16 protein-coding genes are annotated in these 21,186 nt (G+C 64.0%); 8 read left to right on the top strand and 8 right to left on the bottom strand.

The window, feature by feature from the left end; translation table 11 throughout:
* Window positions 1–459 precede the first annotated feature (459 nt).
* Window positions 460–2,691 carry a glycoside hydrolase family 3 N-terminal domain-containing protein gene (locus tag NDI65_RS15795; protein ID WP_226908653.1) on the top strand — a complete coding sequence of 744 codons (2,232 nt, stop codon included), beginning with the start codon at window positions 460–462 and terminating at the stop codon, window positions 2,689–2,691.
* 995 nt (window positions 2,692–3,686) lie between these two features.
* Window positions 3,687–4,784 carry a TrmB family transcriptional regulator gene (locus NDI65_RS15790; RefSeq protein ID WP_089776717.1) on the top strand — a complete coding sequence of 366 codons (1,098 nt, stop codon included), beginning with the start codon at window positions 3,687–3,689 and terminating at the stop codon, window positions 4,782–4,784.
* A gap of 239 nt (window positions 4,785–5,023) precedes the next feature.
* Here the strand turns inward: NDI65_RS15790 and NDI65_RS15785 are convergent, their stop codons facing one another.
* The 3 genes from NDI65_RS15785 to NDI65_RS15775 all read right to left on the bottom strand — a co-directional run bounded on the left by NDI65_RS15785 (window position 5,024) and on the right by NDI65_RS15775 (window position 9,102).
* Window positions 5,024–5,842, bottom strand: coding sequence for an IclR family transcriptional regulator (locus NDI65_RS15785; protein WP_089776718.1), 819 nt, complete (start codon window positions 5,840–5,842; stop codon window positions 5,024–5,026).
* A gap of 611 nt (window positions 5,843–6,453) precedes the next feature.
* The gene (locus NDI65_RS15780; protein ID WP_089776719.1) at window positions 6,454–7,710 is read right to left on the bottom strand and encodes a hydantoinase/carbamoylase family amidase; all 1,257 of its coding nucleotides are present in this window, start codon (window positions 7,708–7,710) and stop codon (window positions 6,454–6,456) included.
* Window positions 7,711–7,839: 129 nt separating this feature from the next.
* Window positions 7,840–9,102: an amidohydrolase gene (locus tag NDI65_RS15775; protein ID WP_089776720.1), complete on the bottom strand. Its 1,263-nt coding sequence runs from the start codon at window positions 9,100–9,102 to the stop codon at window positions 7,840–7,842.
* Between the two features lie 185 nt (window positions 9,103–9,287).
* Here NDI65_RS15775 and NDI65_RS15770 point away from each other — a divergent pair, with 185 nt between their 5' ends.
* The 6 genes from NDI65_RS15770 (at window position 9,288) to NDI65_RS15745 (ending at window position 15,462) form a co-directional block, all read left to right on the top strand.
* Window positions 9,288–11,039 (top strand): ABC transporter substrate-binding protein, encoded by a 1,752-nt coding sequence (locus tag NDI65_RS15770; protein ID WP_089776721.1) that lies wholly within the window; start codon window positions 9,288–9,290, stop codon window positions 11,037–11,039.
* A 75-nt stretch (window positions 11,040–11,114) separates the two neighbouring features.
* Complete coding sequence (locus NDI65_RS15765; protein ID WP_007275956.1) at window positions 11,115–12,074, top strand: ABC transporter permease; 960 nt, start codon at window positions 11,115–11,117, stop codon at window positions 12,072–12,074.
* Window position 12,075: 1 nt separating this feature from the next.
* A complete protein-coding gene (locus NDI65_RS15760; RefSeq protein ID WP_089776722.1) occupies window positions 12,076–13,080 on the top strand; it encodes an ABC transporter permease in 1,005 nt (334 codons plus the stop codon).
* The gene (locus tag NDI65_RS15755; protein ID WP_089776723.1) at window positions 13,077–14,153 is read left to right on the top strand and encodes an ABC transporter ATP-binding protein; all 1,077 of its coding nucleotides are present in this window, start codon (window positions 13,077–13,079) and stop codon (window positions 14,151–14,153) included. The genes NDI65_RS15760 and NDI65_RS15755 overlap by 4 nt, the downstream gene beginning before the upstream one ends.
* Window positions 14,150–15,256, top strand: coding sequence for a dipeptide ABC transporter ATP-binding protein (locus NDI65_RS15750; RefSeq protein WP_089776724.1), 1,107 nt, complete (start codon window positions 14,150–14,152; stop codon window positions 15,254–15,256). Before NDI65_RS15755 ends, NDI65_RS15750 begins: the two co-directional genes overlap by 4 nt.
* Window positions 15,253–15,462: a hypothetical protein gene (locus NDI65_RS15745; protein WP_089776725.1), complete on the top strand. Its 210-nt coding sequence runs from the start codon at window positions 15,253–15,255 to the stop codon at window positions 15,460–15,462. Before NDI65_RS15750 ends, NDI65_RS15745 begins: the two co-directional genes overlap by 4 nt.
* Window positions 15,463–16,006: 544 nt before the next feature.
* Here the strand turns inward: NDI65_RS15745 and NDI65_RS15740 are convergent.
* From NDI65_RS15740 to NDI65_RS15720, 5 genes are all read right to left on the bottom strand, one after another.
* Window positions 16,007–17,164, bottom strand: coding sequence for a sialidase family protein (locus NDI65_RS15740; protein WP_310893834.1), 1,158 nt, complete (start codon window positions 17,162–17,164; stop codon window positions 16,007–16,009).
* A gap of 62 nt (window positions 17,165–17,226) precedes the next feature.
* Window positions 17,227–18,060 carry a hypothetical protein gene (locus tag NDI65_RS15735; protein WP_226908654.1) on the bottom strand — a complete coding sequence of 278 codons (834 nt, stop codon included), beginning with the start codon at window positions 18,058–18,060 and terminating at the stop codon, window positions 17,227–17,229.
* 11 nt (window positions 18,061–18,071) lie between these two features.
* Window positions 18,072–19,175 (bottom strand): ABC transporter ATP-binding protein, encoded by a 1,104-nt coding sequence (locus tag NDI65_RS15730; RefSeq protein ID WP_042666467.1) that lies wholly within the window; start codon window positions 19,173–19,175, stop codon window positions 18,072–18,074.
* A 124-nt stretch (window positions 19,176–19,299) separates the two neighbouring features.
* On the bottom strand, window positions 19,300–20,220 hold the full coding sequence (locus NDI65_RS15725; protein ID WP_004967173.1) for a carbohydrate ABC transporter permease: 921 nt from the start codon (window positions 20,218–20,220) through the stop codon (window positions 19,300–19,302).
* Window positions 20,217–21,161, bottom strand: coding sequence for a sugar ABC transporter permease (locus NDI65_RS15720; protein ID WP_042666432.1), 945 nt, complete (start codon window positions 21,159–21,161; stop codon window positions 20,217–20,219). Before NDI65_RS15720 ends, NDI65_RS15725 begins: the two co-directional genes overlap by 4 nt.
* Window positions 21,162–21,186 lie beyond the last annotated feature (25 nt).

Below are 21,186 nucleotides of genomic sequence, written 5' to 3'. Positions count from 1 at the left end.
CCATTGGACCCGGTCGTGTCCCCGTTCGAGCCACCGTCGTCGGTCGTTCCCCCTCCGGTGGAAGCACCACTACACCCCGCAAGGGCTGCGATTCCGGTTGCACCGGTTAGTTCGACGAAACTGCGCCGGCTAATCAAGTCGCTAAAGCGGCCAGTACTGTCTGACATGACGTACTGATAACAAACCACACCCATTGTTAATAAATATTTGGTTGGGTGTAGCAGTTGTCTGCGGTAACACTTCTCCCAAGAGGGCCACACCGAACACGTCGGAGTCGGATTCGGATTCGGAGTCGGATTCGGATTCGGAGTCGGATTCGGATTCGGATTCGGAGTCGGATTCGGATTCGGAGTCGGAGAACGCGGCACGGTCACGCTCTCGTCGCGAAACACGGCCGCCTGAGCGGCGCTACTCATGCGTTGGCAAATGTATAAGTAGTAGCGGCTTTCTCTTCGCCGTATGCAGTCAGAAAGCAAGCACCCCCCTTACAGAGATGAGACTCTCCCGACCGACAAGCGCATCGAGGACCTTCTCGACCGAATGACGGTCGAAGAGAAAGTCGGGCAACTCGTCGGCACGTGGGCGGGAGAGCTCGACGAGTTCAAATCGGTCGAAACGGTCGAAGACGAAATCGTCGAATCCGGAGTCGGCGCTGTCGCGTCGTTCGGATGGGCCGGGGCGCTCGACTCTCGAATCGACGACGTGGTCGAGACGGTCAACCACCTGCAAGAAGTCGCGCTGTCGAAGACCCGACTCGGCGTCCCGCTGTTGTTCAACGTGGATGCTGTCCACGGTCACGCGTACGTCGCCGAAGGGACGGCGTTCCCGAACGGACTCGGGATGGCGGCAACGTGGGACGAAGACTGCGTCGAGAGCGCAGCAGCGGTCACTGCAACCGAAGTCCGAAAATCGGGGGCACAGCAGAACTACTCGCCCACGTGTGACGTTGCCCGAGAGCCGCGGTGGGGTCGCACCTTCGAGACGTTCGGCGAGAGTCCATTCTTGTGCGGGCGGATGGCAGGTGCGATGGTACGTGGATACCAGGGCGACGGTCTCGACGACCCCAACTCCGTGGCGGCAACCGCGAAGCACTTCCCGGCCTATAGCGAGCCCGCACGGGGGGAGGATACTGCCCCCGTCGAAGTGTCCTCGTACCTCCTTCGAAACGTCTTCTTACCGTCGTTCGTCGACGCGATCGACGAGGGCGTCGCGTCCGTTATGCCCTGCTACAGCGCGATCGACGGGAAACCCGCACACGGCTCACGCGAATATCTCACGGAGCTTCTGCGAGGGAAACTCGGATTCGATGGAACCGTCGTCTCTGATTGGAACGGGGTCCGGATGCTCCACGAAGACCACCACGTCGCGAGCGACCACCGCGAGTCGGTCCGGATGACCCGCAACGCTGGACTCGATGTCGCGTCAGTCGATGCGGTCGCGCACGCGGACCATCTCGTGTCGCTCGTCGAAGCGGGGGCGGTCGCAGAGCACGCCCTCGACGAGAGCGTCAGGCGCGTCCTCGACCTCAAATTCCGGCTCGGGCTCTTCGAAGACGCGTTCGTCGATGCGAACGAGGCGCGGGACGTCGTCGGTGCCGATGCCCATCGGGCCGACGCGTTAGCGACCGCGCGGAAGTCGATGACGCTCCTGCAGAACGACGACACGCTCCCGTTGGACCCCGGTGCCGACGTTCTCGTCGCTGGACCGAACGCAGACACCCCCGTTCACCAACTCGGTGGCTGGAGCGTCCCCGACGAAGCGGGCACCGACGTCATCACAATCAAAGACGGAATCGAATCCGTGTGCGATGGGACGGTGACCTACGAGCGGGGGACGACGATAACCGAAGCAGACGATATCGACGCCGCGGTCGAAGCCGCGAAGGATGCGGACGTCGCGGTGGTCGCCGTCGGAGAAAACTGGTATATCCACGAGTTCGGGCCGACCGCGGAGAGCGGTACCGCTCCCGACGAGTTTCCGAACCGAACCACGCTCGAACTCCCCGATGCGCAGCGCGAGCTCGTGACAGCGTTACACGAGACGGGGACGCCCGTCGTTGGCGTCCTCGTCACCGGTCGACCGCTGGCCGTGGAGTGGATGGCGGAGAATCTTCCCTCGCTGCTGCTGGCGTACTACCCGGGGACGATGGGTGGTCAAGCCGTCGCGGAGACGCTCTTCGGGGCGTGCGACCCCGGCGGGCGGTTACCGATTTCGTTCCCTCGGTCCGCGAGTCACCTTCCGACTCGGTTCAATCACTTCTCGCATCCGGCACCGATCGGTCCCGACGAGCATCTCCCGTCGTACGACCCGCTCTTCGAATTCGGTCACGGGCTGAGTTATACTGCGTTCGAGTTCGGCTCGATGACCGTGACGAACGAACGGATTTCACCCCACGGGACCACGACAGTCGAACTCCCCGTGGAGAACGTCGGGGACCGACGCGGTTCGACCGTCGTGCAGGTGTACGTCACCGACCAGGCCGGAACGCGCGTAACCCCCGTCAGGGAACTCTGTGGATTCGAGCGCGTCTCGCTCGACCCCGGCGTCACGGAGACGGTATCGGTCCCCATCGATGCGGCATCGATCGGGCGCGTCGACGAAACTGGGAGGGTGTCGGCGGTTCCGGGTGAGTACACCCTTCGTGTCGGCGAGCAAGACGTCACGATTACCGTCGAACCGAAATCCAACTGACCGACCCCGTCGCGGACTGAGGACCCCGTTTCGAGCGGGGTTTCGGCGGCGATATTCCTCCCGGCGGCGCTCCGTGGAGAGAGCCCCGCCAACACGTGTCCTCCCGCTCGACGCTACGGCGAGAACAGACACGGAGCTGTCTCCTGTTGAGCCGTCGCCCCGTGTTTCGTGAAGCTCTCACGGACGACCTTCGAGCCGTCGTTCGGTATCCTGCGGGGAGCTATTGTCTGACATTCGGCCACATGCAACACACATATCTCACCCATCAGGTCATATCAATTATAGATTGAGAAAACAAATCAGCTGAGAATAAGGTTGTCGAGAATTCTTTCCTCCCTAAAATCGACATTAGAGCGGATGGAAATCGATTTTCTGTTTCAACTAGTCCCATGAGGTAAGATGCCGAATACGAGCAGATTTTCTGTATAGGACGATGAAAAATAAGTTCGCCGACATCCTAAACCCCTTCTGGAGGGCTTCTAACGGCGTGTCTGGGAGTGACGGCAGAATCGATTCGATTCTCGGTCGGTACACGGAGTCTCGTCACCGGCTTAGCTATCATACTCTAGAGTATTTATGGGGCGGGACCGACGCATCTATTACAAAATTACTGCCGTAATGTCCGGCGGTGCCCTCCGTTCGTAGCGTTCCCTCAAGAGAGATCGGGGACAGTCACTCGGCAGTTGACTCGTGGTTCGAGACAGGCATCGTACGTTCGACTGGCCTGGGTGAGTCGTGATCTCGGGAGCGGTGTCTCTGACGGGTCCCGGATGTAGTATATCGCCCACCAACGACGTCCGAAGAAGTGACAGATGTTCAACTATTACTGAGAAATCCGAACGGTGAACTGTTCGCGGGCGACGGCAGTCGCTTTGAGGCGGTCGAAATCCCCCACACAGGCGTCTTACCACGTCCCGGTCGAACGCAAGCGACCCCCCGAGCCGGGGTCGGGCATCAGCGAAGTATTCATTGTGAACGATTGTGTGGGTGCGGGTATGGACCGCGAAACGCTGACGAAAGCCCTCGAATACGCGGACCTCACGTCGTACCAAGCTGACGCCTATCTCACACTCCTCAAGATGGGCGTCTCACCTGCTATCGAGGTGGGCCGTGAGAGCGCGGTCCCCGTCTCGCAAGTGTACGACGTTCTCCGGGGCCTCGAATCGAAGGGATACGTCGAAACGATCGAACGAGAGAAACTGTACGTCCAGCCGTGCGACCCGGAGGCGGCGATGGCGGACCTAGAGTCCAGGGGTGAACTCCTCCACGATGCCGCCGAAGCGGTCCGCGAGCGGTACCGAACTCCCGAGCGGATGGACGCCCGAGTCGGCGTCACCAAGCGTGTCGACACAGCAGTCGAGAACGCACAGGACCTCATCGACGACGCAGAAACCGTCGTGGAGGTCGCCGGGTCGTTCGAACAGCTCCAGTCGCTTTCCCCGGCGCTTCGAGAGGCCCGCGACCGAGGTGTCGTCGTCCGTGCGTCCGTCTACATCGACCGGGGTGATGAACCACCCGCAGCGTTCGACCCGAGTGGGGTGCTCTCAGAGCTTCGCGTGTGTACCATTCCGGGACCGCTCCTCGTCGTCATCGACCGAAACCGGACGTGTTTCGGACCGAACACGCGCTCCGACGAAGACTACGGCGTCCTCGTCTACGACCGTATCCTGCCGTTTGTCTTTCACTGGTTCTTCCTCACCTGCCTGTGGAACCTCTACCCGACCGTCTACCTCGACGCCGAAGATCAGTTCACCTACGTCACCATCGAAGAGTTCATTCGGGATATCGTCCCGCTTTGGGAAAGCGGGTTCGAACTCGGGGTCACTGTCGAAGGTGTCGACCTCGCGGATGGAGGAGAGACGACTGTCGAAGGGAGCGTCGCCGACATCTCGTTCTACGGAGACGAGCGACCGCCGTCGCGATTGGCACTGTCCGACCTGGGAGCGTACAAGAACCTCACGCTCGATACGGGCGATGAAACGGCCGTCGTCGGCGGGTGGGGCGCTGTCTTGGAAGACATGGAGATACGGACGATTACCTTGGAGCGTGTCGACATCGGAGAGACACCGTTCACCCACGAGAGACGGGACTGACGGTTCAGTTCTTCCCCCTTCGAGCGGCGGACGACGGCCGCGGGACGGCTCTTCGAATCACAACACCGACAGTGTTCAAACACATGATATTTTCGAAGATGGTGCGAGGATTATCCCCGGTGTAACGGTCGGGACGACGGTCAGAGCACCGAATCGCCCGACCGAACACCCTGAAATCGAGAGAGATGCCACAAAAGATTACGGGCATATCTGTGTCATGGCCGTCGGGGGTTGGCGGTTCAGTCGAAGCGCCCGGCGTTGGAACTCCGCGCCGCCATGTTCATGTTCACCTCGATGATGTTGGCCGTGCTCGTGACCATCTCGGGGATGGTGTCGCGGAACTGCTCGCCTTTGATGCGACTCGTCGGCCCCGAGACGCTCAGCGCGCCGAGGACGGTGCCGTTGCGGTCTCGAATCGGCGCGCCGACCGCGCGGAGGCCCTCGATTTCCTCCTCGTCGTTGCAGGCGTATCCCCGCTCCCGAATGGCGTCGAGTTCGTCGAACAGCGCGTCGCGGTCGGTGATGGTCGCGTCGGTCTTCGCCGGCAGGCCGTGTTGGTCGACGATTTCCCCGACCCGACTGCGCGGGAGGAACGCGAGGATGGCCTTCCCGGTCGACGACGCGTGGAGGTTGTCCGGGCGCTGAATCTTCGAGCGCTGGTACTGGCTGCCGACCGCGCGCTCGCCGCGCACCTTGAGCAGACTGATGCGCAGGCCGTGCTGTTCGGTCGAGAGGTGGGCGTACTCGCCGGTCTTCTCCGCGAGCGCCTCGACTTCCTCCTTGCCGACCTGGTAGAGTATCTGCTGGTTGCGCACGTACTCGCCCAGAAGCAGGAACTGGAGGCTAAGATGGTAGCTGTCGCCGTCCTTGGCGACGAGGTTGTTCTTCCGCAGGGTCGCGAGGTGGTTGTACACCGTGGACTTCGAGAGGTCCAGGTAGTCGACTAACTCGGCGACGCGCGCCCCGTTCAACTCTTCGAGCGCCCGGACGACGCTGACCGCCGTGTCCACCGTGCTCAGCGTGCGGGACGGCGCATCGGTGTTGGGGTTCTCGGGCATGCTACGAGAACGTCCATCTGGTGTCATAGCTGTTCCGAATATCTTGCAATCGAAATGGGATGAGGGAAATCGGTGTTGAGACCGGGGCTCGAAGCGGATATCACTCGATAATTGTCCAGCAAGCGACGGGGCCGTGAGACGACCGGGTCCCGACTTGCGTGAACGAGCGCGCGACCCGTGACGCACCCGAAGCGACGCCCGTCGCTCGAACCCCATTGATTGCCAGATACGCGGAATCAGCGTCGCCCTCGATATCCGGCCGCTCGGCGGCGCTGTTCGCGGTCGCACCGCACACGTCCCGGAGAGTCGTTGTATTTGATGACAACGCCCGGGACAGAGCGAGTAGCCGCAGGTTTCGCGGGGGGAACTCGATAACTCTCGGGGCGAGGGTTCGACCGGAGCGGCACGGAAAGCCGCGGTTCGCGTTCGAGCGCGCCCCAGACGCTGGTACACGAGCGTCCGCCCGCGACACGGGCTGACCCAGTGTCGCGTGTTACATATCGAGACAGGTGCCGCGGTCGCGACGAAACCGCGGTAGAGACGCAAATATGGCCGTGAAATGTGTGAAAACGGAGAACTAGTTCACGACGAGGCGGGCCGCCGGCCGCGGCTCACGCGCCGGCGAGGCGAGCGAGCGTCCCCGCGAGAACCGTCGCCGCGGTCGCACAGTCCTCCCAATCGGTCCATTCGCGGGGGTTGTGCGAGAGGCCGTCCGCCGACGGAGCGAACAGGAGCACGGCATCGGTGACGTCGGCAACATTTGCAGTATCGTGCATCGCCGCGGAGTGCATCCGTTTCGCGTCGATATCCTCGGCCGCGGCGGCGTCGAGGGCGGCGGCGACGCAGTCGTCGGCCATCTGGCTGGGGCGCTGGTCGCGGTAGCGGTCGAAGTTCGTCTCGACCGGGTGGGCGGCTTCGAGCTCGTCGAGGGCGGCGGCGGCCCGCTCGGCGATGGCGTCCATCGCGCGGTAGTCCACGTCGCGGATGTCCATCTGCAGGGCGACCTCCCCGGGGACGATGTTGCGGGCGTTCGGGGCCACGTCGAACTGGCCGACGGTCCCCACGGCGGTCGAACTCCGATTCTGCGCCACGTCGTCGGCCGCGGCTCGAAACGCCACGACGAACTCGCTCGCGGCGACCAGCGCGTCGCGGCGCTCGTCCATCGGCGTCGCGCCCGCGTGGTCGGCCTCGCCGACGATGTCGGCCGCGCAGGTCGTGATGCCGGTGATGGCGTCGACGACGCCGACCGACGCGCCCGCGGACTCCAGCACCGTCCCCTGTTCGATGTGGAGTTCGGCCCACGCGTCCCACGCCGCGGCGTCGACGGTGTCGGTCCCGCGGAAGTCGATAGCGTCGAGATGGGCTTCGAGGGTCGTGCCGTCGGCGTCGCGGAACGCGAGCGCGTCGGCGGCGTCGCGCGTCCCCGTCGCCACCGACGACCCGAGCAGGCCGTGGGAGAAGCGCGCGCCCTCCTCCTCGGTGAACGAGACGACGTCGATGGGGCGGTCGAGCGCGAGGTCCGCTTGCCGTTCTTGGAGCGACCGGACCGCTTCGAGCGCCGCGTAGACGCCGAGCGGGCCGTCGAAGATACCGCCCTCGGGGACCGAGTCGAGGTGACTGCCGGCGGCGACGGGGGCCGCGTCGGGGTCGGCCCCCTCGGGAACCCACCGGCCGGCGACGTTGCCCACGGCGTCGACGCGGACCGAGAGGCCGGCGTCGCGCAGTCGCTCGACGAAGTATTCGCGGGCGCGGCGGTCGGCGTCGCTCCCGGTCAGGACGGTGCGGCCGCGTCCCGCCGGCACGTCGATGTCGCCGAAGCGGGCGTTCGCTTCGATGTCCTCGCGGAGTCGTTGCTGGGAGGCCTGCATATGCGGCTCAACTCACAAACGGCGTCTATTAATTGTGCGTGTTCGTGGCAGGTTCTACGGGGTACTGGCGGCGACAGCGGGCGAGACGCGCGGCTGGTCGGGGTCGAACAGCCGGGTCGAGTCGCCGCGTTAGAGCGTTCGAATCGTCCGACACACAACGTCGACGCCGATGTCGAGGGCGTCCTCGTCGATGTCGAACCGCGAGGTGTGGTGGCCGAACTCGTTGCTCGCGCCGATGCCGACGTAGGTCGCCTTCCCGCCGTGTTCCTGCACGCGCCGGATGAGGTAGGAGGCGTCTTCGCTGCCGCCGATGTCGAGTCGCGGGACCGTCTCGGTCACGTCGTCGAGGTCGGCCGCCGACGCGAGGACGGCCTCTATCATCTCGTCGTCGGCCGTGAACGTCGCCGTCTTCCCGTACAGCCCCGTCTCGACGGACACGTCGTGCATGCCCGCGGCGTGGTCGAGCACGCGCCGGGCCTTGTCGAGCATGTACTCGTTCAACTCGGCGGTCCCGCCGCGAACCTCGACGCGGAGGCGCGCCTCCTCGGCGATGATGTTCTGGGGGTTGGGCGACTCGAACTTCCCGACGTTGATGCGGGTCGCGCCGTCGGCGTGGCGCGGAATCCCGTAGAGGTTCTGGACCGCGGCGGTCGCCGCGTGCAGCGCGTTGCGCCCCTCGTTGGGCGCGTTGCCCGCGTGGCTCGGCGCGCCCTCGAAGGTCACGTCGAGCTTCGCGTTCGAAAGCGGGTTCTCGTAGGCGGCGATGACGGTCCCCGTGGGGTTGCCGAGGCCGAGGTGGAGCGCGAGGAAGTAGTCGATGTCGGAAAGCAGGTCGGTCTCGCTCATCGGCTTGCCGCCGCGCCCGCCCTCTTCCGCGGGCTGGAAGAACAGCCGGAGCGTGCCGTCGAACCCGCCGTCGTCGTCGATGTCGCGGGCGATGCCGAGGCCGATGGCGGTGTGGCCGTCGTGGCCGCACGCGTGCATCTCGTTGGGGTGCGTGCTCGCGAAGCCGACCTTCGCGGGGCGGTGTGCCTCGTCGCTCGACTCGGTGCGTTCGAGGGCGTCCATGTCGACGCGGACGCCGACGGTCGGCCCGTCGCCGAACCGCTTCTCGGCGACGAGACCCGTGACGCCGTCCATCCGGTCGAGGTAGGCCTCGGGTGCGCCTTCTTCGCGTGCTCGTTCGACTGCGGCCGCGACCGCGTCGTCGTCGGGGACTCCGAGGCGCTCGTCTTCGGCGACGGCGTCGGAACCGAGGTGGAGCGTGAACTCGCGCTCGTCGAGCGCGGCGGCGATGAGTGCGGTCGTGCGGAACTCCTTCCACCCGGACTCCGGATGGGCGTGAAGGTCCTGTCGTAACTCTCGCAGGGAGAGCGTGCTGGCGTACGCCATGCCCCCGACATTGCAACCACCCCGTTAAACTGTTTGGGAAGCGGTAGCACAACGAACTCGACCGGACCATAGTGAGAAATAGTGCCAAGATTGTGAGAGTTTGGCAAAGATATAAATAACGGTGTTTCATGAGCTAAGGTATCACGCGTACCGCTACAAGGGTGTGTACGTAGCTCCAGAAAACAATGGCAGACGACAACATTACCGAGGTAAACATGGACAGACGGCAATTTATCGCGGCCGCGAGTGCGGTCGGCGCGACGGCGTTCGCGGGCTGCACCGGCGGTGACTCCGGTGGCTCCGGTGGCTCCGACGGGACCGAAACGAGCGGTGGAAGCACCGAGAGCAGTTCGTCGGGCGACTCGGGGGAGACCGTCCGCGTCAACGTCGCGCTCGCCGCGGAGCCGTGGAACTTCGACCCCGCGCTCTGGACGGACACCGCGACCAGCACCATCGGCGGCCTCATCTACGACGAGGTCATCGAGCTGACGCCCGACTCCGAACTCCAGCCCGGACTCGTGACCGAGGTTCCCGACCCCGTCGACGGCGGGACCGCGTTCGAGTACACGCTCCGCGAGGGTATCACGTTCCACAACGGCGACGAGGTGACCGTCGAGGACTTCAAGTACTCCGTCGACTGGATTCTCAACCCCGACAACAACTCGCCGGTCAAGAGTCGCCTCCCGTTCGTCGAGGACACCGAAATCGTCAGCGACCGGACGCTCCGGCTCAACCTCTCCCAGCCGTTCGGGACGCTCAACTGGTGGCTCACGCGCGGGCTCGAAGGCATCGTCCCCGAGGGCTCCCGCGGCGACACCGCGGAGGGCAAAGGTCCGAGCGGCCTCGCGACCGACCTCACGCAGGACCCCTCCGGCGCGGGCACCGGCGCGTTCAAATTCGTCGAGTGGAAAAGCGGCAGTCACGTCCTCCTCGAAAAGAACGAGGACTACTGGAAGGACGGCGCGCCCGCCGTCGACGAGTTCAGGTTCGACTTCATCGGCGAAGACTCCACGCGCCTCGCGAACCTCCGTTCGGGCCAACTCGACCTGACCGACAAGGTCCCCCCGAAGGACTTCGAGAGCCTCAGCGGCCAGCCGGACATCACGACCGAGTCCGTCCCCGGCAACTTCACGCAGGTGCTGTACGTGAACCTGATGGAATCCGAGGGGAACCCGATGAGCAACCGGCACAACCGCCGCGCGGTGCTGTTCGGCATCGACCGCGAGGAGATTCTCGACGAGGTGTTCTACGGGCAGGGTGCGGTCCAGAAGGGACCGTGGTACCCTGAAAGCGACTGGACCTCGCCGAAGCTCAAGGAGATGCAGATGTACGACCCCGAGAAGGCCAAGAAAGAACTCGAACTCGCGGGCAACCCCGACGGCTTCGAGATGGACATCATCGCCACCAAGGGGTCGTGGTTCAAAGACGAGGCCGTCGTCATCCAGAACCAGCTGTCGAAAATCGGCATCGAGGCCAGCGTCACCGCCGTCGACAAGTCCACGCTCCTCAATCAGGTGTACAGCACCGATTCGTGGCACGCCGCGATGGAGGACTGGGCGCAGTCGATTCCGGTCGCCACGTCGTGGCTCGACGCCGGCTACGCCGACAACAACCACAACCACAACAACTGGCACCACCCGTCCGAGGACCTCGAAGACATCTACGCGCCGAGCGGCCCCGACGCGCCCGAAGACGTCGAGGGCGACTTCTCGAACGGCCACGAGTGGTACGTCTCGAAGCTCCGCGAGGCGCAGGCGTCGACGGACGAACAGGAACAGAAGGAAATCGTCTGGGAACTGGAGGAGTACCTCGTCGAACACGGCATCCAGATCGACATCGCCTACGTGAACAAACTCGAAGCGTGGCGCAACGCCGTCAACGACTACGAGGTGGGCACGTTCCAAGACAACTACCGCTTCGTCTCGAAGGGTGAGTGAGGAGCCGATGCACACGCGTTCGCGTCGGACTCGTCGACCGCCGGCGGCGACCGAGGAGGTGACTCAGCCGTGAGCATGTCCCGGTTCGTCCTCAAGCGCCTGCTGTTGAGCATTCCCGTCCTCCTCGGGGTGAGCGTCGTCGTCTTCGCACTCGTTCACCTCGCGCCGGGCGGGCCGGTCCGGGTGATGCTCGGCCCGCTCAGCAACGAAGAGCTCGTCAGACAGATTCGCCTGGAGATGGGGCTCAACCGCCCGCTGTACGTCCAGTACGGTATGTGGGTGCTGGACGCACTGCAGGGCGACTTCGGCGTGTCGTGGACGGTCCAACAGGGGACGCCCGTGACCGACATCATCGTCGAGCGCATCCCGCTGACGGTCGAGCTGTCGATTCTCAGCATGATTACGGCCGTGCTCATCGCCATCCCGGCGGGCATCATCAGCGCCGTCCGCAAGGACAAGCCCGCTGACCACGCCGCGCGCATCGCCGCGCTGTCGGGCATCTCGATTCCCGACTTCTGGCTGGGCATCATCCTCATCATGATCTTCGCGGTGCAGTTTTCGTTCCCGTGGGCGACCGGCGGCTGGACGCCGCCGTGGGTCGACCCGGTGGCGAACCTCCAGCAGTTGTTCCTCCCGGTCATCACGCTCGGGACGGCCTACTCCGCGCTCATCGCCCGGATGATGCGCTCGGAGATGCTGGACACGCTCAGTCAGGACTACGTCAAGACCGCCCGCGCGATGGGCATCGGCGCGCGCGAAATCGTCCTCAAGGACGCCTCGAAGAACGCGCTCATCCCCGTCGTGACGGTCATCGGCGTCGGACTCGGCCAACTCATGAACGGCGCGATTCTGACCGAGACGGTGTTCAACCTCCCCGGTATCGGGAAGCTCCTGATACTGGCCATCGACCGTCGCGACTACCGCATCATCCAGGCGCTCATCCTGTTCATCGCGAGCGTGTTCGTCTTCGCGAACCTCGCGGTGGACGTGCTGTACGCCTACCTCGACCCCCGCATCAGACACGATGGAAACTAACATGGCAACGACAGACCAGACGGACGAGGCGGTGCCGGCCGCGCAAGCCCCCGGCACGCACCACAGTCAGTTCGAGATGTTCTGGAAGGAGTTCCGCCGGAACACCCTCTCGCTCGTGGGGAGCGCGATCATCCTCACGATGCTCCTGACCGCGCTGTTCGCGCCGTTTCTCGCCCCCCACGACCCGACGACGCAGTTCGAGGCACCGGACGGCGAACACAACCCGATGCCGATGGGCACCGAGATGCTCGTCGAGAACGACGCCGGCGAGGTCGTCGGCACGACGACGGCCTACCTCGGCACCGACCACCACGGCCGGGACATCCTCTCGCGCATCATCTACGGGTTGCGGACGCTGATGACCGTCTCGCTCGGCGTCGTCGGCTTCGCGATGGCGCTCGGCGTGACCGCCGGCGCAATCGCCGGCTACTACCGCAACACGTGGGTCGACGAGATCATCATGCGCTTCATGGACATCCTGTTTTCCTTCCCGAGTCTCATCCTCGCCATCGCGGTGCTCGGCGTCCTCGGGGTGGGAAGCACGGAGTACGGCTCGTTCACCCTCCCGAACATCGTGAAAGTCATCGCCGTCATCGGCGTCGTCTACATCCCGAGTTTCGCGCGCGTCATGCGCGGCTCAGTCCTCAAGGAGATGGAAGAGGACTACATCGACGCCGCGAAGTCCCTCGGCGCGAGCGACCGACACATCCTCGTGAAGGACATCGCCGTCAACACCCTGCCGACCGTCGTGGTCCAGGGGACGCTCTACATGGGGACGGCCGTCCTCGCCAGCGCCGCGCTGTCGTTCCTCGGGCTCGGCATCCAACCGCCGAACGCGAGCCTCGGGCTGATGCTGTCGAACGCCCGCGGCTACCTCTACAGCGGCGAGTGGTGGTACTCGGTGTTCCCCGGCCTCGTCATCGTCGTCACCATCCTCGGGTTCAACCTGCTCGGCGACGGCCTGCGCGACGCGCTCGACCCCCGCAACGACGGAGGCGAGCGATGAGCGCCGAACCGGACGAACAGCCCGTGCTCGAAATCCGCGACCTCGTCACGCGATTCTACACCGACGAGGGAACCGTCAAGGCCGTCGACGGCTCGTCGTTCGACCTCTACGAGGGCGAGACGCTGGGCATCGTCGGCGAGTCGGGCTCCGGCAAGTCCGTGACCGCGCTGTCGATGCTCCAACTCGTCGACTCCCCCGGTCGCATCGAGGGCGGGAGCGTCCGCTACCGCGGCGACGACCTGCTCGAAAAAAGCGAGGCCGAAATGCGGTCGATTCGGGGCAACGACATCGCGATGATGTTTCAGGACCCGATGACGAGCCTCAACCCCGTGTTCACCGTCGGCGACCAGATCAGCCGGGTCATCAAGACCCATCAGGACGTGTCGGACGCGGCGGCCCGCGAGCGGACCATCGAACTCATGGCCGACGTGGGCATCCCCGAACCGACCTCGCGCGTGGACAACTACCCCCACCAGTTCTCCGGCGGGATGCGTCAGCGCGCGCTGCTGGCGATGGCCATCTCCTGCGAACCGGACGTGCTCATCGCCGACGAGCCGACGACGGCGCTCGACGTGACCATCGAGACGCAGATATTCAACGTCCTCGACAGACTGCAGGAGAAGTACGGGATGAGCATTATCCTCATCACGCACGACCTCGGCGTCGTCGCCGGGACCTGCGACCGCGTCGCCGTCGCCTACGGCGGCCGGGTCGTCGAGCGCGCCGGCGTGGACGACCTCTTCGAGAACCCGCGGCATCCCTACACCCGCGGCCTCATGCGGTCGATTCCGCGGCTCACCGACGACACCGACCGGCTGACGCCCGTCGAGGGCGACGTGCCGAACCTCACCGACCTGCCGTCGGGCTGTTCGTTCCATCCACGGTGTCCCCACGCGACCGCCGAGTGCGAGTCGTACGACCCCGAACTGCGGGCGGTCGAACCCGGCCGGGAGGCGGCGTGTCTCCACGCCCGCGGCTACGACCTCTCGCCGTCGGCCATCGAGACGGAGCGCGCGGAGGCGGACGGCGGACGCCCCACGGCCCCCGCGACCGACGGAGGTGAGTCGCAATGAGCGACGAGCCGCTGTTGTCCGTCTCGGGGCTCCACAAGCACTTCACGCAGAACGACGGCTTCATCGACCGCCTGCTCGGAGCCGACGAGACGGTGAAGGCCGTCAACGGCGTCAGCTTCGACATCGAGCGCGGCGAGACGCTCGGACTCGTCGGCGAGTCGGGCTCCGGCAAGTCGACGACGGCGCGGTCGGTCCTCCGACTGGACGAGCCCACGGAGGGGACGGTCAGCTACGACGGCACGGACCTGACGGCGCTGTCGGACCGGGAGATGACGGAGATGCGAAAGCGCATCCAAATCGTCTTCCAGGACCCCGCGTCGAGTCTCAACCGCCGGAAGACCGTCGGCCAGATAATCAAACAGCCGATGGAGATTCACGGCCTCTACGAGGGCGAACGCGACGCCCGCGTGGACGAACTCATGGAGACGGTCGGCCTGCCGCCGCAGTACTCCAACCGCTACCCCCACGAGTTCTCCGGCGGCCAGCGCCAGCGCGTCGGCATCGCCCGCGCGCTCGCTGTCGACCCCGACTTCATCGTCGCCGACGAGCCCGTCTCCGCGCTCGACGTGTCGATTCAGGCGCAGATTCTCAACCTCCTCGACGACCTGCAGGAGGAGTTCGACCTGACGCTTCTGTTCATCGCTCACGACCTCAGCGTGATTCGCCACGTCTGCGACCGCGTCGCCGTGATGTACCTCGGCGAAATCGTCGAACTCGCGGACGCCGACGAGCTGTTCTCGAACCCCCAACACCCCTACACGCGGGCGCTGTTGGGGGCGATTCCGCAGCCGGTGCCGGAGCTCGCGCGGCAGCGACAGGTGCTCGAAGGCGAGGTCCCCTCGCCGCTCGACCCGCCGTCGGGCTGTTCGTTCAACCCGCGGTGCCCCGAGGCGACAGAAGAGTGCGCGTCGGTCGATCCGACGCTCGACGACGTGGCGGGCGCGACCGGCGGCCACAAGGCCGCCTGCATCCACGTCGACGAGTTCGAGACCGGCGCGGGCGTCCCGAGCGCCGCGCAGGACGTCGACGAGCGGTTCAGCATCGAGAACTTCGACGCCGAACCGACGCTCGTGACCGACGGCCGGGGCGACGACGACAGATGAACGTCGCCGTCAAACCGATGCTTCGCATCGTCCTGACGTTCGCCATCGTGTGGTTCTACCGCGGGCTGTTGCCGCCGCTGTCGCCCGTGGCGAGCACCGTCGCGCTGGTCGTCCTCGCGGTGCCGACGTGGGTGGTCGTGAGCCGCCTGCTTTTCAACTCCGGCGGGACGCTGGCGATGATAGACGACGAGTTCGACCGCACGTAGCGGGGGCTCTCTCGCCTCGGTAGCCGCCGGGGACCGTCGCGCGCGACCGGGTGGATAGCGTTCGCTTCGAGCTACCACAGGTAGCGTATGGCGAAGTCGATTTCCCGATAGCATCGAACGATATAGTGTGAAATAGACAAGAACACATCGTGGAAATCGGCTGGCGCATCGATTCGAATCGACTAACTAAATGGACCTAATCGCGTGCGATAGCGGATATAGTCGGTATATAAACAATATGTGTTAATATTCGGGTTAGAATCATAATAAAATTCTATTTGGGTTCGATATTAACGTTGCCCCAAATCAGATAGAGAGTCAGCACAGGAACAATATTGTATATTTAAAGCAATGCATTGTTGTCGAAATCACGTCTTCTGTGTTTTCGTCGCATGCCTACTCGGGGACGATAGCAGTTCCCGCGGACTGCGCCGCGGACGACGAGCGAGCCACTAGTCGGGATACATCGAAACGGCGACTCATCTGACGAGACGGTGCCACGGCTAGTGGCAAAAGCGCGGTTACGAGGTCGTTCGCAGGGCGGTCATCGCTCGGCGAGAAGTTCTGTCGGGTCGAATCTGGTGGCCGCGATGTGTCGTGGACCCCCGTCGACGGCGACGTCGTCGTCCCGTTTGTTGAAATAGTACGTGGCGAGGATGGTCCCGTCGTCGAGCACGGCCGCCCGCGGGTAGCCGAGGTCGTAGTTCGCGCCGTCGTCCCGGAGAATCCATTCTCGGCTCCACGTGGCACCGTCGTCGTGGCTGACGCGGGCGCGGATGCCGTACGGCGGGTGGCGGTAGCCGTAGATGCACACGAGCGACCCGTCGTACTCCAGGAGTTTGCTCGGTGCGCCGAGGTCGTTCACGCGCGAGACGAACGACCAGTTGCGCCCGTCGTCGGTCGAGCGGTAGATCTCGGTCCACTCGCAGTCGACTGAGATTTTACACCGAACGGCCGCGACGAGCGTCCCGTCGTCGAGCAGCACCGGCGAGGGACACAGCATGCGGTACTTCTCGCTCCCGTCGATCTGCGACAGGAACGACCAGTTCTGTCCCCCATCGAACGACGCGTACACGATCGGCACGTCGTGGGGGTCCGTGGCCGTTTTTCCCGTCAGCATCAACAGGAGCGTGCCGTCTTCGCGAGTGATGTACGACGGACGGCCCTGTATTCGCTCGAAGTCGAACATCGGGAGGCGCTTCGCGTCGCTCCAGGAGTCACCACCGTCGTCGGACAGTTTCACCCAGGGAACCGCGTCCGAGGCGGCCGAATGCGGCGACGACCAACAGGCCATGAGGGTATCCCGGTTCGAGAAGTCGTGGGGTTCGACGTCCGGAATCTCGTTGTAGAGCACCTGTTCGGAGGTCTCGACGTTATCCGAGATGACGCCGTCGTCCGTCCACGTGTCGCCGCCGTCGGTGGTTCGCATCGCACGGATAGCGCCGTAGGTCTCGATGCGCGCGTGGCTCAGCTGGTTCTGTTTGTTCTCGGTCGGGGAGACGACGCTCCCGTAGCGAACGACCTTGGCGTCGTGGAGGTTTTCCGGCACCGAGTAGTCGCAGTCGTGGTTGATGAACGCGACGACCACGCCGTCATCGGTCTTCCACATCCCGCCGTTGAAAGGCCACGCCGAGAACTCGTCGTCACCGTGGTAGACGACGGTGTGTTCGGCACTCTCGACTCTCTTGGGTGAAGCTAGCATGCGTCTGTTTCACAGAGTTGGGGCGGGGATATTAAAGATACCGCAGGCGGTAGCGAAACGGGTCACGCGCCGACGACTTCGACGAACGAGGCGTCGCAGTCCGCACATCGCATCGTCGTGACGGTTCGCGTCCGACAGCACGTCTCTTCGGTTCGATGCTGAAAATCGGGTTCGCCGCCGCAGGTCGGACAGCGGTCGAGGAACAGTCGAAGTTCGCCGAGGGCGATGCCGCGCGTTCTCGAAGACAGCCCGTGCCAGCCCGGGAGTTCGTCAGCCAACGCAACCGCACCGGCCGCGTCGGCGAGGAACGCTTCGCGCGAGGGCCACCGACCGGCGTGCGCCCCGTCGACGGAGACGGCGAAGTCGCCGGCCGATTCGTCAACGACGAACTCTGACGGCTCGGCATCGACGAGCGCGGACTCCGAGAGCGCGGTGTCTACGTCGGCATCGATGGCGTCGATTGCGTCCGTCCACGCACGACGAACGGCGTCCGTCAGACAGAAATCGGCCCCGCCGTCGCACGGCACAAGCACGCCGTTTTCGACGAGGACGTTGTCGCGGTCGCCGTCTGTCACGTCGACTGATTCCGGGTGCGAATCGACGGCCGTCTGTTCCGGCCCGTGTTCGAAATACGCCATCGCCCGCGAGGGGAGGTACCGCTGTGTCAGCGTCGGTGTCCCCGGTATCAGATACCCCCGGAGGCCGATGGCCGCGGCCGACGCCGCGAGTGCGACAGCACCCAAGAGCGGCGACCCCACCCACGCGACGACTCCGGCGAGGGCGACGGCGAAGACGGCGTTCACGCCGGTACAGGGGAGACACCGATTGTCACCCGTGTACGCTGGGTTCCTGACTCGGTCGAGCACGGTCGAATCGCGGTGACGCAGCCAGTTCATCGGTCACCTCGTCACACGTCCGGACCGCGAGTCACGACATCGTCGGAGCCGGAATCGAAGAGATGCGTCGCCCGAGCCTCGATGGCGAGGCGGATCACCTCGCCTTTTTCGTAGGAGTTGTCGGCCGGGAGCGTCACCCTGACTTCGCCCTGCGGGCCCTCGATGGTCGCCAGCATCTGCTTTCCGATCCGCTCGATGAGGGTGACTTCGCCTTCGAGATCACCGCCGTTCCGGTCGAGTCTGACGTCTTCGGGCCGGACGCCAATCGTGACTTCGTCGCCGACGCCGACCGCCGTGGAATCGACCACCTGAAGCTCGACCTCTCGGCCGTCGACCGACACGACGACCGTCTCGCCGCTCGCGCGGTCTACGGTGCCGTCGAAGAAGTTCATCGACGGGTTGCCGATGAAGTTCGCCACGAACCGGTTCGTCGGCCGCTGGTAGAGTTCGTCCGGCGTCCCGATCTGCTCGATGCCGCCGTCGTTGAACACCGCGATACGGTCGCTCATCGTCATCGCCTCCTCCTGGTCGTGGGTCACGTAGATCGTCGGCTTCTTCACGCGGTCGTGGACGCGCTGAATCTCCTTGCGAATCTCGACTTTGAGCTTCGCGTCGAGGTCGCTCAGCGGCTCGTCCATCAGGAACGCTTCCGGTTCGTGGACGATGGTTCGCGCTAAGGCCGCTCGCTGTTGCTGGCCACCGCTGAGTTCGCCGGGGTACTTCTCCAGCAACTCGCGAATCTGCATGATGTCCGCGGCTTCCTCGGCGTTCTCGTATCGCTCTTGCTTCGGAACGTTCCGGACTTTCAGCGGGTAGGAGATGTTCTCTTTCACCTTCATGTGCGGGTAGAGAGCGATGTTCTGGAACATCATCGCTAAGTTCCGCTTGTGAGCCGGTTTCCCCGTCATGTCCTCGCCATCGAATCGGATGCTCCCGCTCGTCGGCGTTTCGAGCCCCGCGATACAGCGGAGCGTCGTCGTCTTCCCACACCCGGAGGGACCGACGAACGTGAAGAAATCACCCTCGTCGATGCTGAAGTCGATGCCATCGACGGCCGTTATCGTGCCGGACGGCGAACTGAACTCTTTCCGCAGGGAGCTGACCTCAATAGTCATGATTGACAACCACATACAGATTGAGAGACGTTACCATTATACGTTTCGGTGGATGCAGATTCTCGGTTTCGAAACGAGAGGAGAAGAGATCGAGGTTACGTCGGAGAGGGGGGTCGGCCGAGCGTCACATCTGCCCGCCGACTTCGAACCCTTCGAGGAGGTACTTCTGGAGCGCGAAGACGAAGATGAACGCCGGAATCACCATCATGACGCTCGCGGCCATCACCTCTCCCCAGAGCGTCTGTTTCTGAATCGTGAACATGTGGATACCGACGGTCAGCGGCCAGTTCTCACTGGTCGGCATGATGATGCGGGGAATCGTGTACGCGCCCCACGCCGTCGCGTACGAGAAGATGGCGACCGCGATAACGCCGGGTTTCGCCATCGGAAGTGCGATTTCGTAGAACGCGCGGAACGGCGACGCGCCCGCCATCTGGGCGGACTCCTCCAACGAGATGGGGACGTTCTGGAAGAACTTCCACATCAGCCAGATACCGAACGGAAGCGCCGTCGCCGTGACCGCGAGGATGAGACCGAGGTGGCTGTTGATGAGACCGATGCGACTCCAGAAGATGAACATCGGAATCGCGAGGAGGATCTGCGGGAACATGTACCCAAAGAGGATGATCCTCGCGAACGTCTTCTTGTGCGGGATGTCGATGCGCGTGAGCCCGTAGCCCGCGAGCGTCGACATCGACGTCGTGACGCCGACGACGCCGACCGAGAGAATCATGCTGTTCGTGAAGTACGTCGGGAAGTTCGTCCCCTCGAACGTGTTGACGAAGTTCTCGACAGAGAAGGCCTGCGGCAACAGCGTCTGCGGAACGTTGTAGATCATGTCGGTCGGCCGCAGCGCCGTGCTGACCATCCAGAAGATCGGGAAGATGACGACGAACAGCAGCAGCACCAACAGGGCGTTCAAAAGCAGGTTCCACCCTCTCGACCGACCCTGGTGCGAGAGGTGCGTCAACGGGTTCCACGGCTTGTCGACGGTCCGCTGCTTGACGCTCGACCACTTCTGCCCGATGTCGTTTCGGATGCTCATTCTGCACGCACCTCCGCGGACGGTTCGAAGATGCGGAAGTACAACACCGCCGCGACCAACAACACGATGAACAACACGGTCGAGACGGCCGCCGCGATACCGAGCCGACTCGTCCCGAAGGCGACGTTGTACGCGTAGATGGGTGCGGTCGTCGTCGCCCCGCGGGGGCCGCCCTGCGTGAGGACCCAGATGTAGTCGAAGGTGTTGAACATCCACACCGCACGCAGCAGCAGCACGATGAAGAACACGCCCTTCAGGTTCGGTAAGGTGATGTCACGGAAGCGCTGGTACGCCGTCGCGCCGGACATCTTCGCGGCTTCGTAGAAGCTCTCCGGGATGGCCTGCAGTCGAGCGAGCACCATCACCGTGACGAAGATGGAGTCCTTCCAACTACTCGTGAGAATCGCCGCGAGCATCGCCGACTCCTGGCTTCCGAAGAACGACACGTAGCCTTGGATGAGGCCGATCTGGACGGCGAGTTGGTTGACGATTCCCCACTGCGAGTTCAGCATCCAGAGCGCCATGAAGCCGATGACCGCGTTCGGGATGAGATACGGGAGAATCGCGAACGTCCGCGCGATGTTGACGAACTTGAACGACCGGTTGAGTAGCAACGCGAGGGTGGTGCCGAAGACCACCTGAATGACGACCGAGCCGCCCGCGTAGACGACCGACCGGCTGAGCGCATCGTAAAACGAATCGCTCGACAAGAGCGTCTCGAAGTTGGCGACGCCGATCCACTGCCACTCGTTCGAGAAGGCGTTGATGCTGAAGAAACTCGCGCCGATGACGCCGACAATCGGAACGAGATTCACGAACGTGAAGAGCAACATCGGCGGGAGAATCGTCAGCGCGGCCAGTACCTTCTTTTTCGAGAGGAACTCGAACACCTCGTCTCGTAGTTCCCGAGCCCGAGAGCCATGCTTGTTGATTGTACTCATGGAACGTGCCAATTCTTCATGAACC

It is taken from the genome of Haloferax sp. S2CR25, from assembly GCF_031624535.1.
GTDB classification, from domain to species: domain Archaea; phylum Halobacteriota; class Halobacteria; order Halobacteriales; family Haloferacaceae; genus Haloferax; species Haloferax massiliensis.
Note: the sequence above shows the minus strand (reverse complement) of the source record. Positions and strands in the feature narration are given on the sequence as shown.

Coding starts and splice junctions, on each gene's coding strand:
- NDI65_RS15795 (WP_226908653.1), top strand. CDS start 460: ATGCAGTCAGAAAGCAAGCACCCCCCTTACAGAGATGAGACTCTCCCG.
- NDI65_RS15725 (WP_004967173.1), bottom strand. CDS start 20,220: ATGAGCATCCGAAACGACATCGGGCAGAAGTGGTCGAGCGTCAAGCAG.
- NDI65_RS15745 (WP_089776725.1), top strand. CDS start 15,253: ATGAACGTCGCCGTCAAACCGATGCTTCGCATCGTCCTGACGTTCGCC.
- NDI65_RS15755 (WP_089776723.1), top strand. CDS start 13,077: ATGAGCGCCGAACCGGACGAACAGCCCGTGCTCGAAATCCGCGACCTC.
- NDI65_RS15785 (WP_089776718.1), bottom strand. CDS start 5,842: ATGCCCGAGAACCCCAACACCGATGCGCCGTCCCGCACGCTGAGCACG.
- NDI65_RS15775 (WP_089776720.1), bottom strand. CDS start 9,102: ATGGCGTACGCCAGCACGCTCTCCCTGCGAGAGTTACGACAGGACCTT.
- NDI65_RS15730 (WP_042666467.1), bottom strand. CDS start 19,175: ATGACTATTGAGGTCAGCTCCCTGCGGAAAGAGTTCAGTTCGCCGTCC.
- NDI65_RS15720 (WP_042666432.1), bottom strand. CDS start 21,161: ATGAGTACAATCAACAAGCATGGCTCTCGGGCTCGGGAACTACGAGAC.
- NDI65_RS15770 (WP_089776721.1), top strand. CDS start 9,288: ATGGCAGACGACAACATTACCGAGGTAAACATGGACAGACGGCAATTT.
- NDI65_RS15735 (WP_226908654.1), bottom strand. CDS start 18,060: ATGAACTGGCTGCGTCACCGCGATTCGACCGTGCTCGACCGAGTCAGG.
- NDI65_RS15760 (WP_089776722.1), top strand. CDS start 12,076: ATGGCAACGACAGACCAGACGGACGAGGCGGTGCCGGCCGCGCAAGCC.
- NDI65_RS15765 (WP_007275956.1), top strand. CDS start 11,115: ATGTCCCGGTTCGTCCTCAAGCGCCTGCTGTTGAGCATTCCCGTCCTC.
- NDI65_RS15780 (WP_089776719.1), bottom strand. CDS start 7,710: ATGCAGGCCTCCCAGCAACGACTCCGCGAGGACATCGAAGCGAACGCC.
- NDI65_RS15790 (WP_089776717.1), top strand. CDS start 3,687: ATGGACCGCGAAACGCTGACGAAAGCCCTCGAATACGCGGACCTCACG.
- NDI65_RS15740 (WP_310893834.1), bottom strand. CDS start 17,164: ATGCTAGCTTCACCCAAGAGAGTCGAGAGTGCCGAACACACCGTCGTC.
- NDI65_RS15750 (WP_089776724.1), top strand. CDS start 14,150: ATGAGCGACGAGCCGCTGTTGTCCGTCTCGGGGCTCCACAAGCACTTC.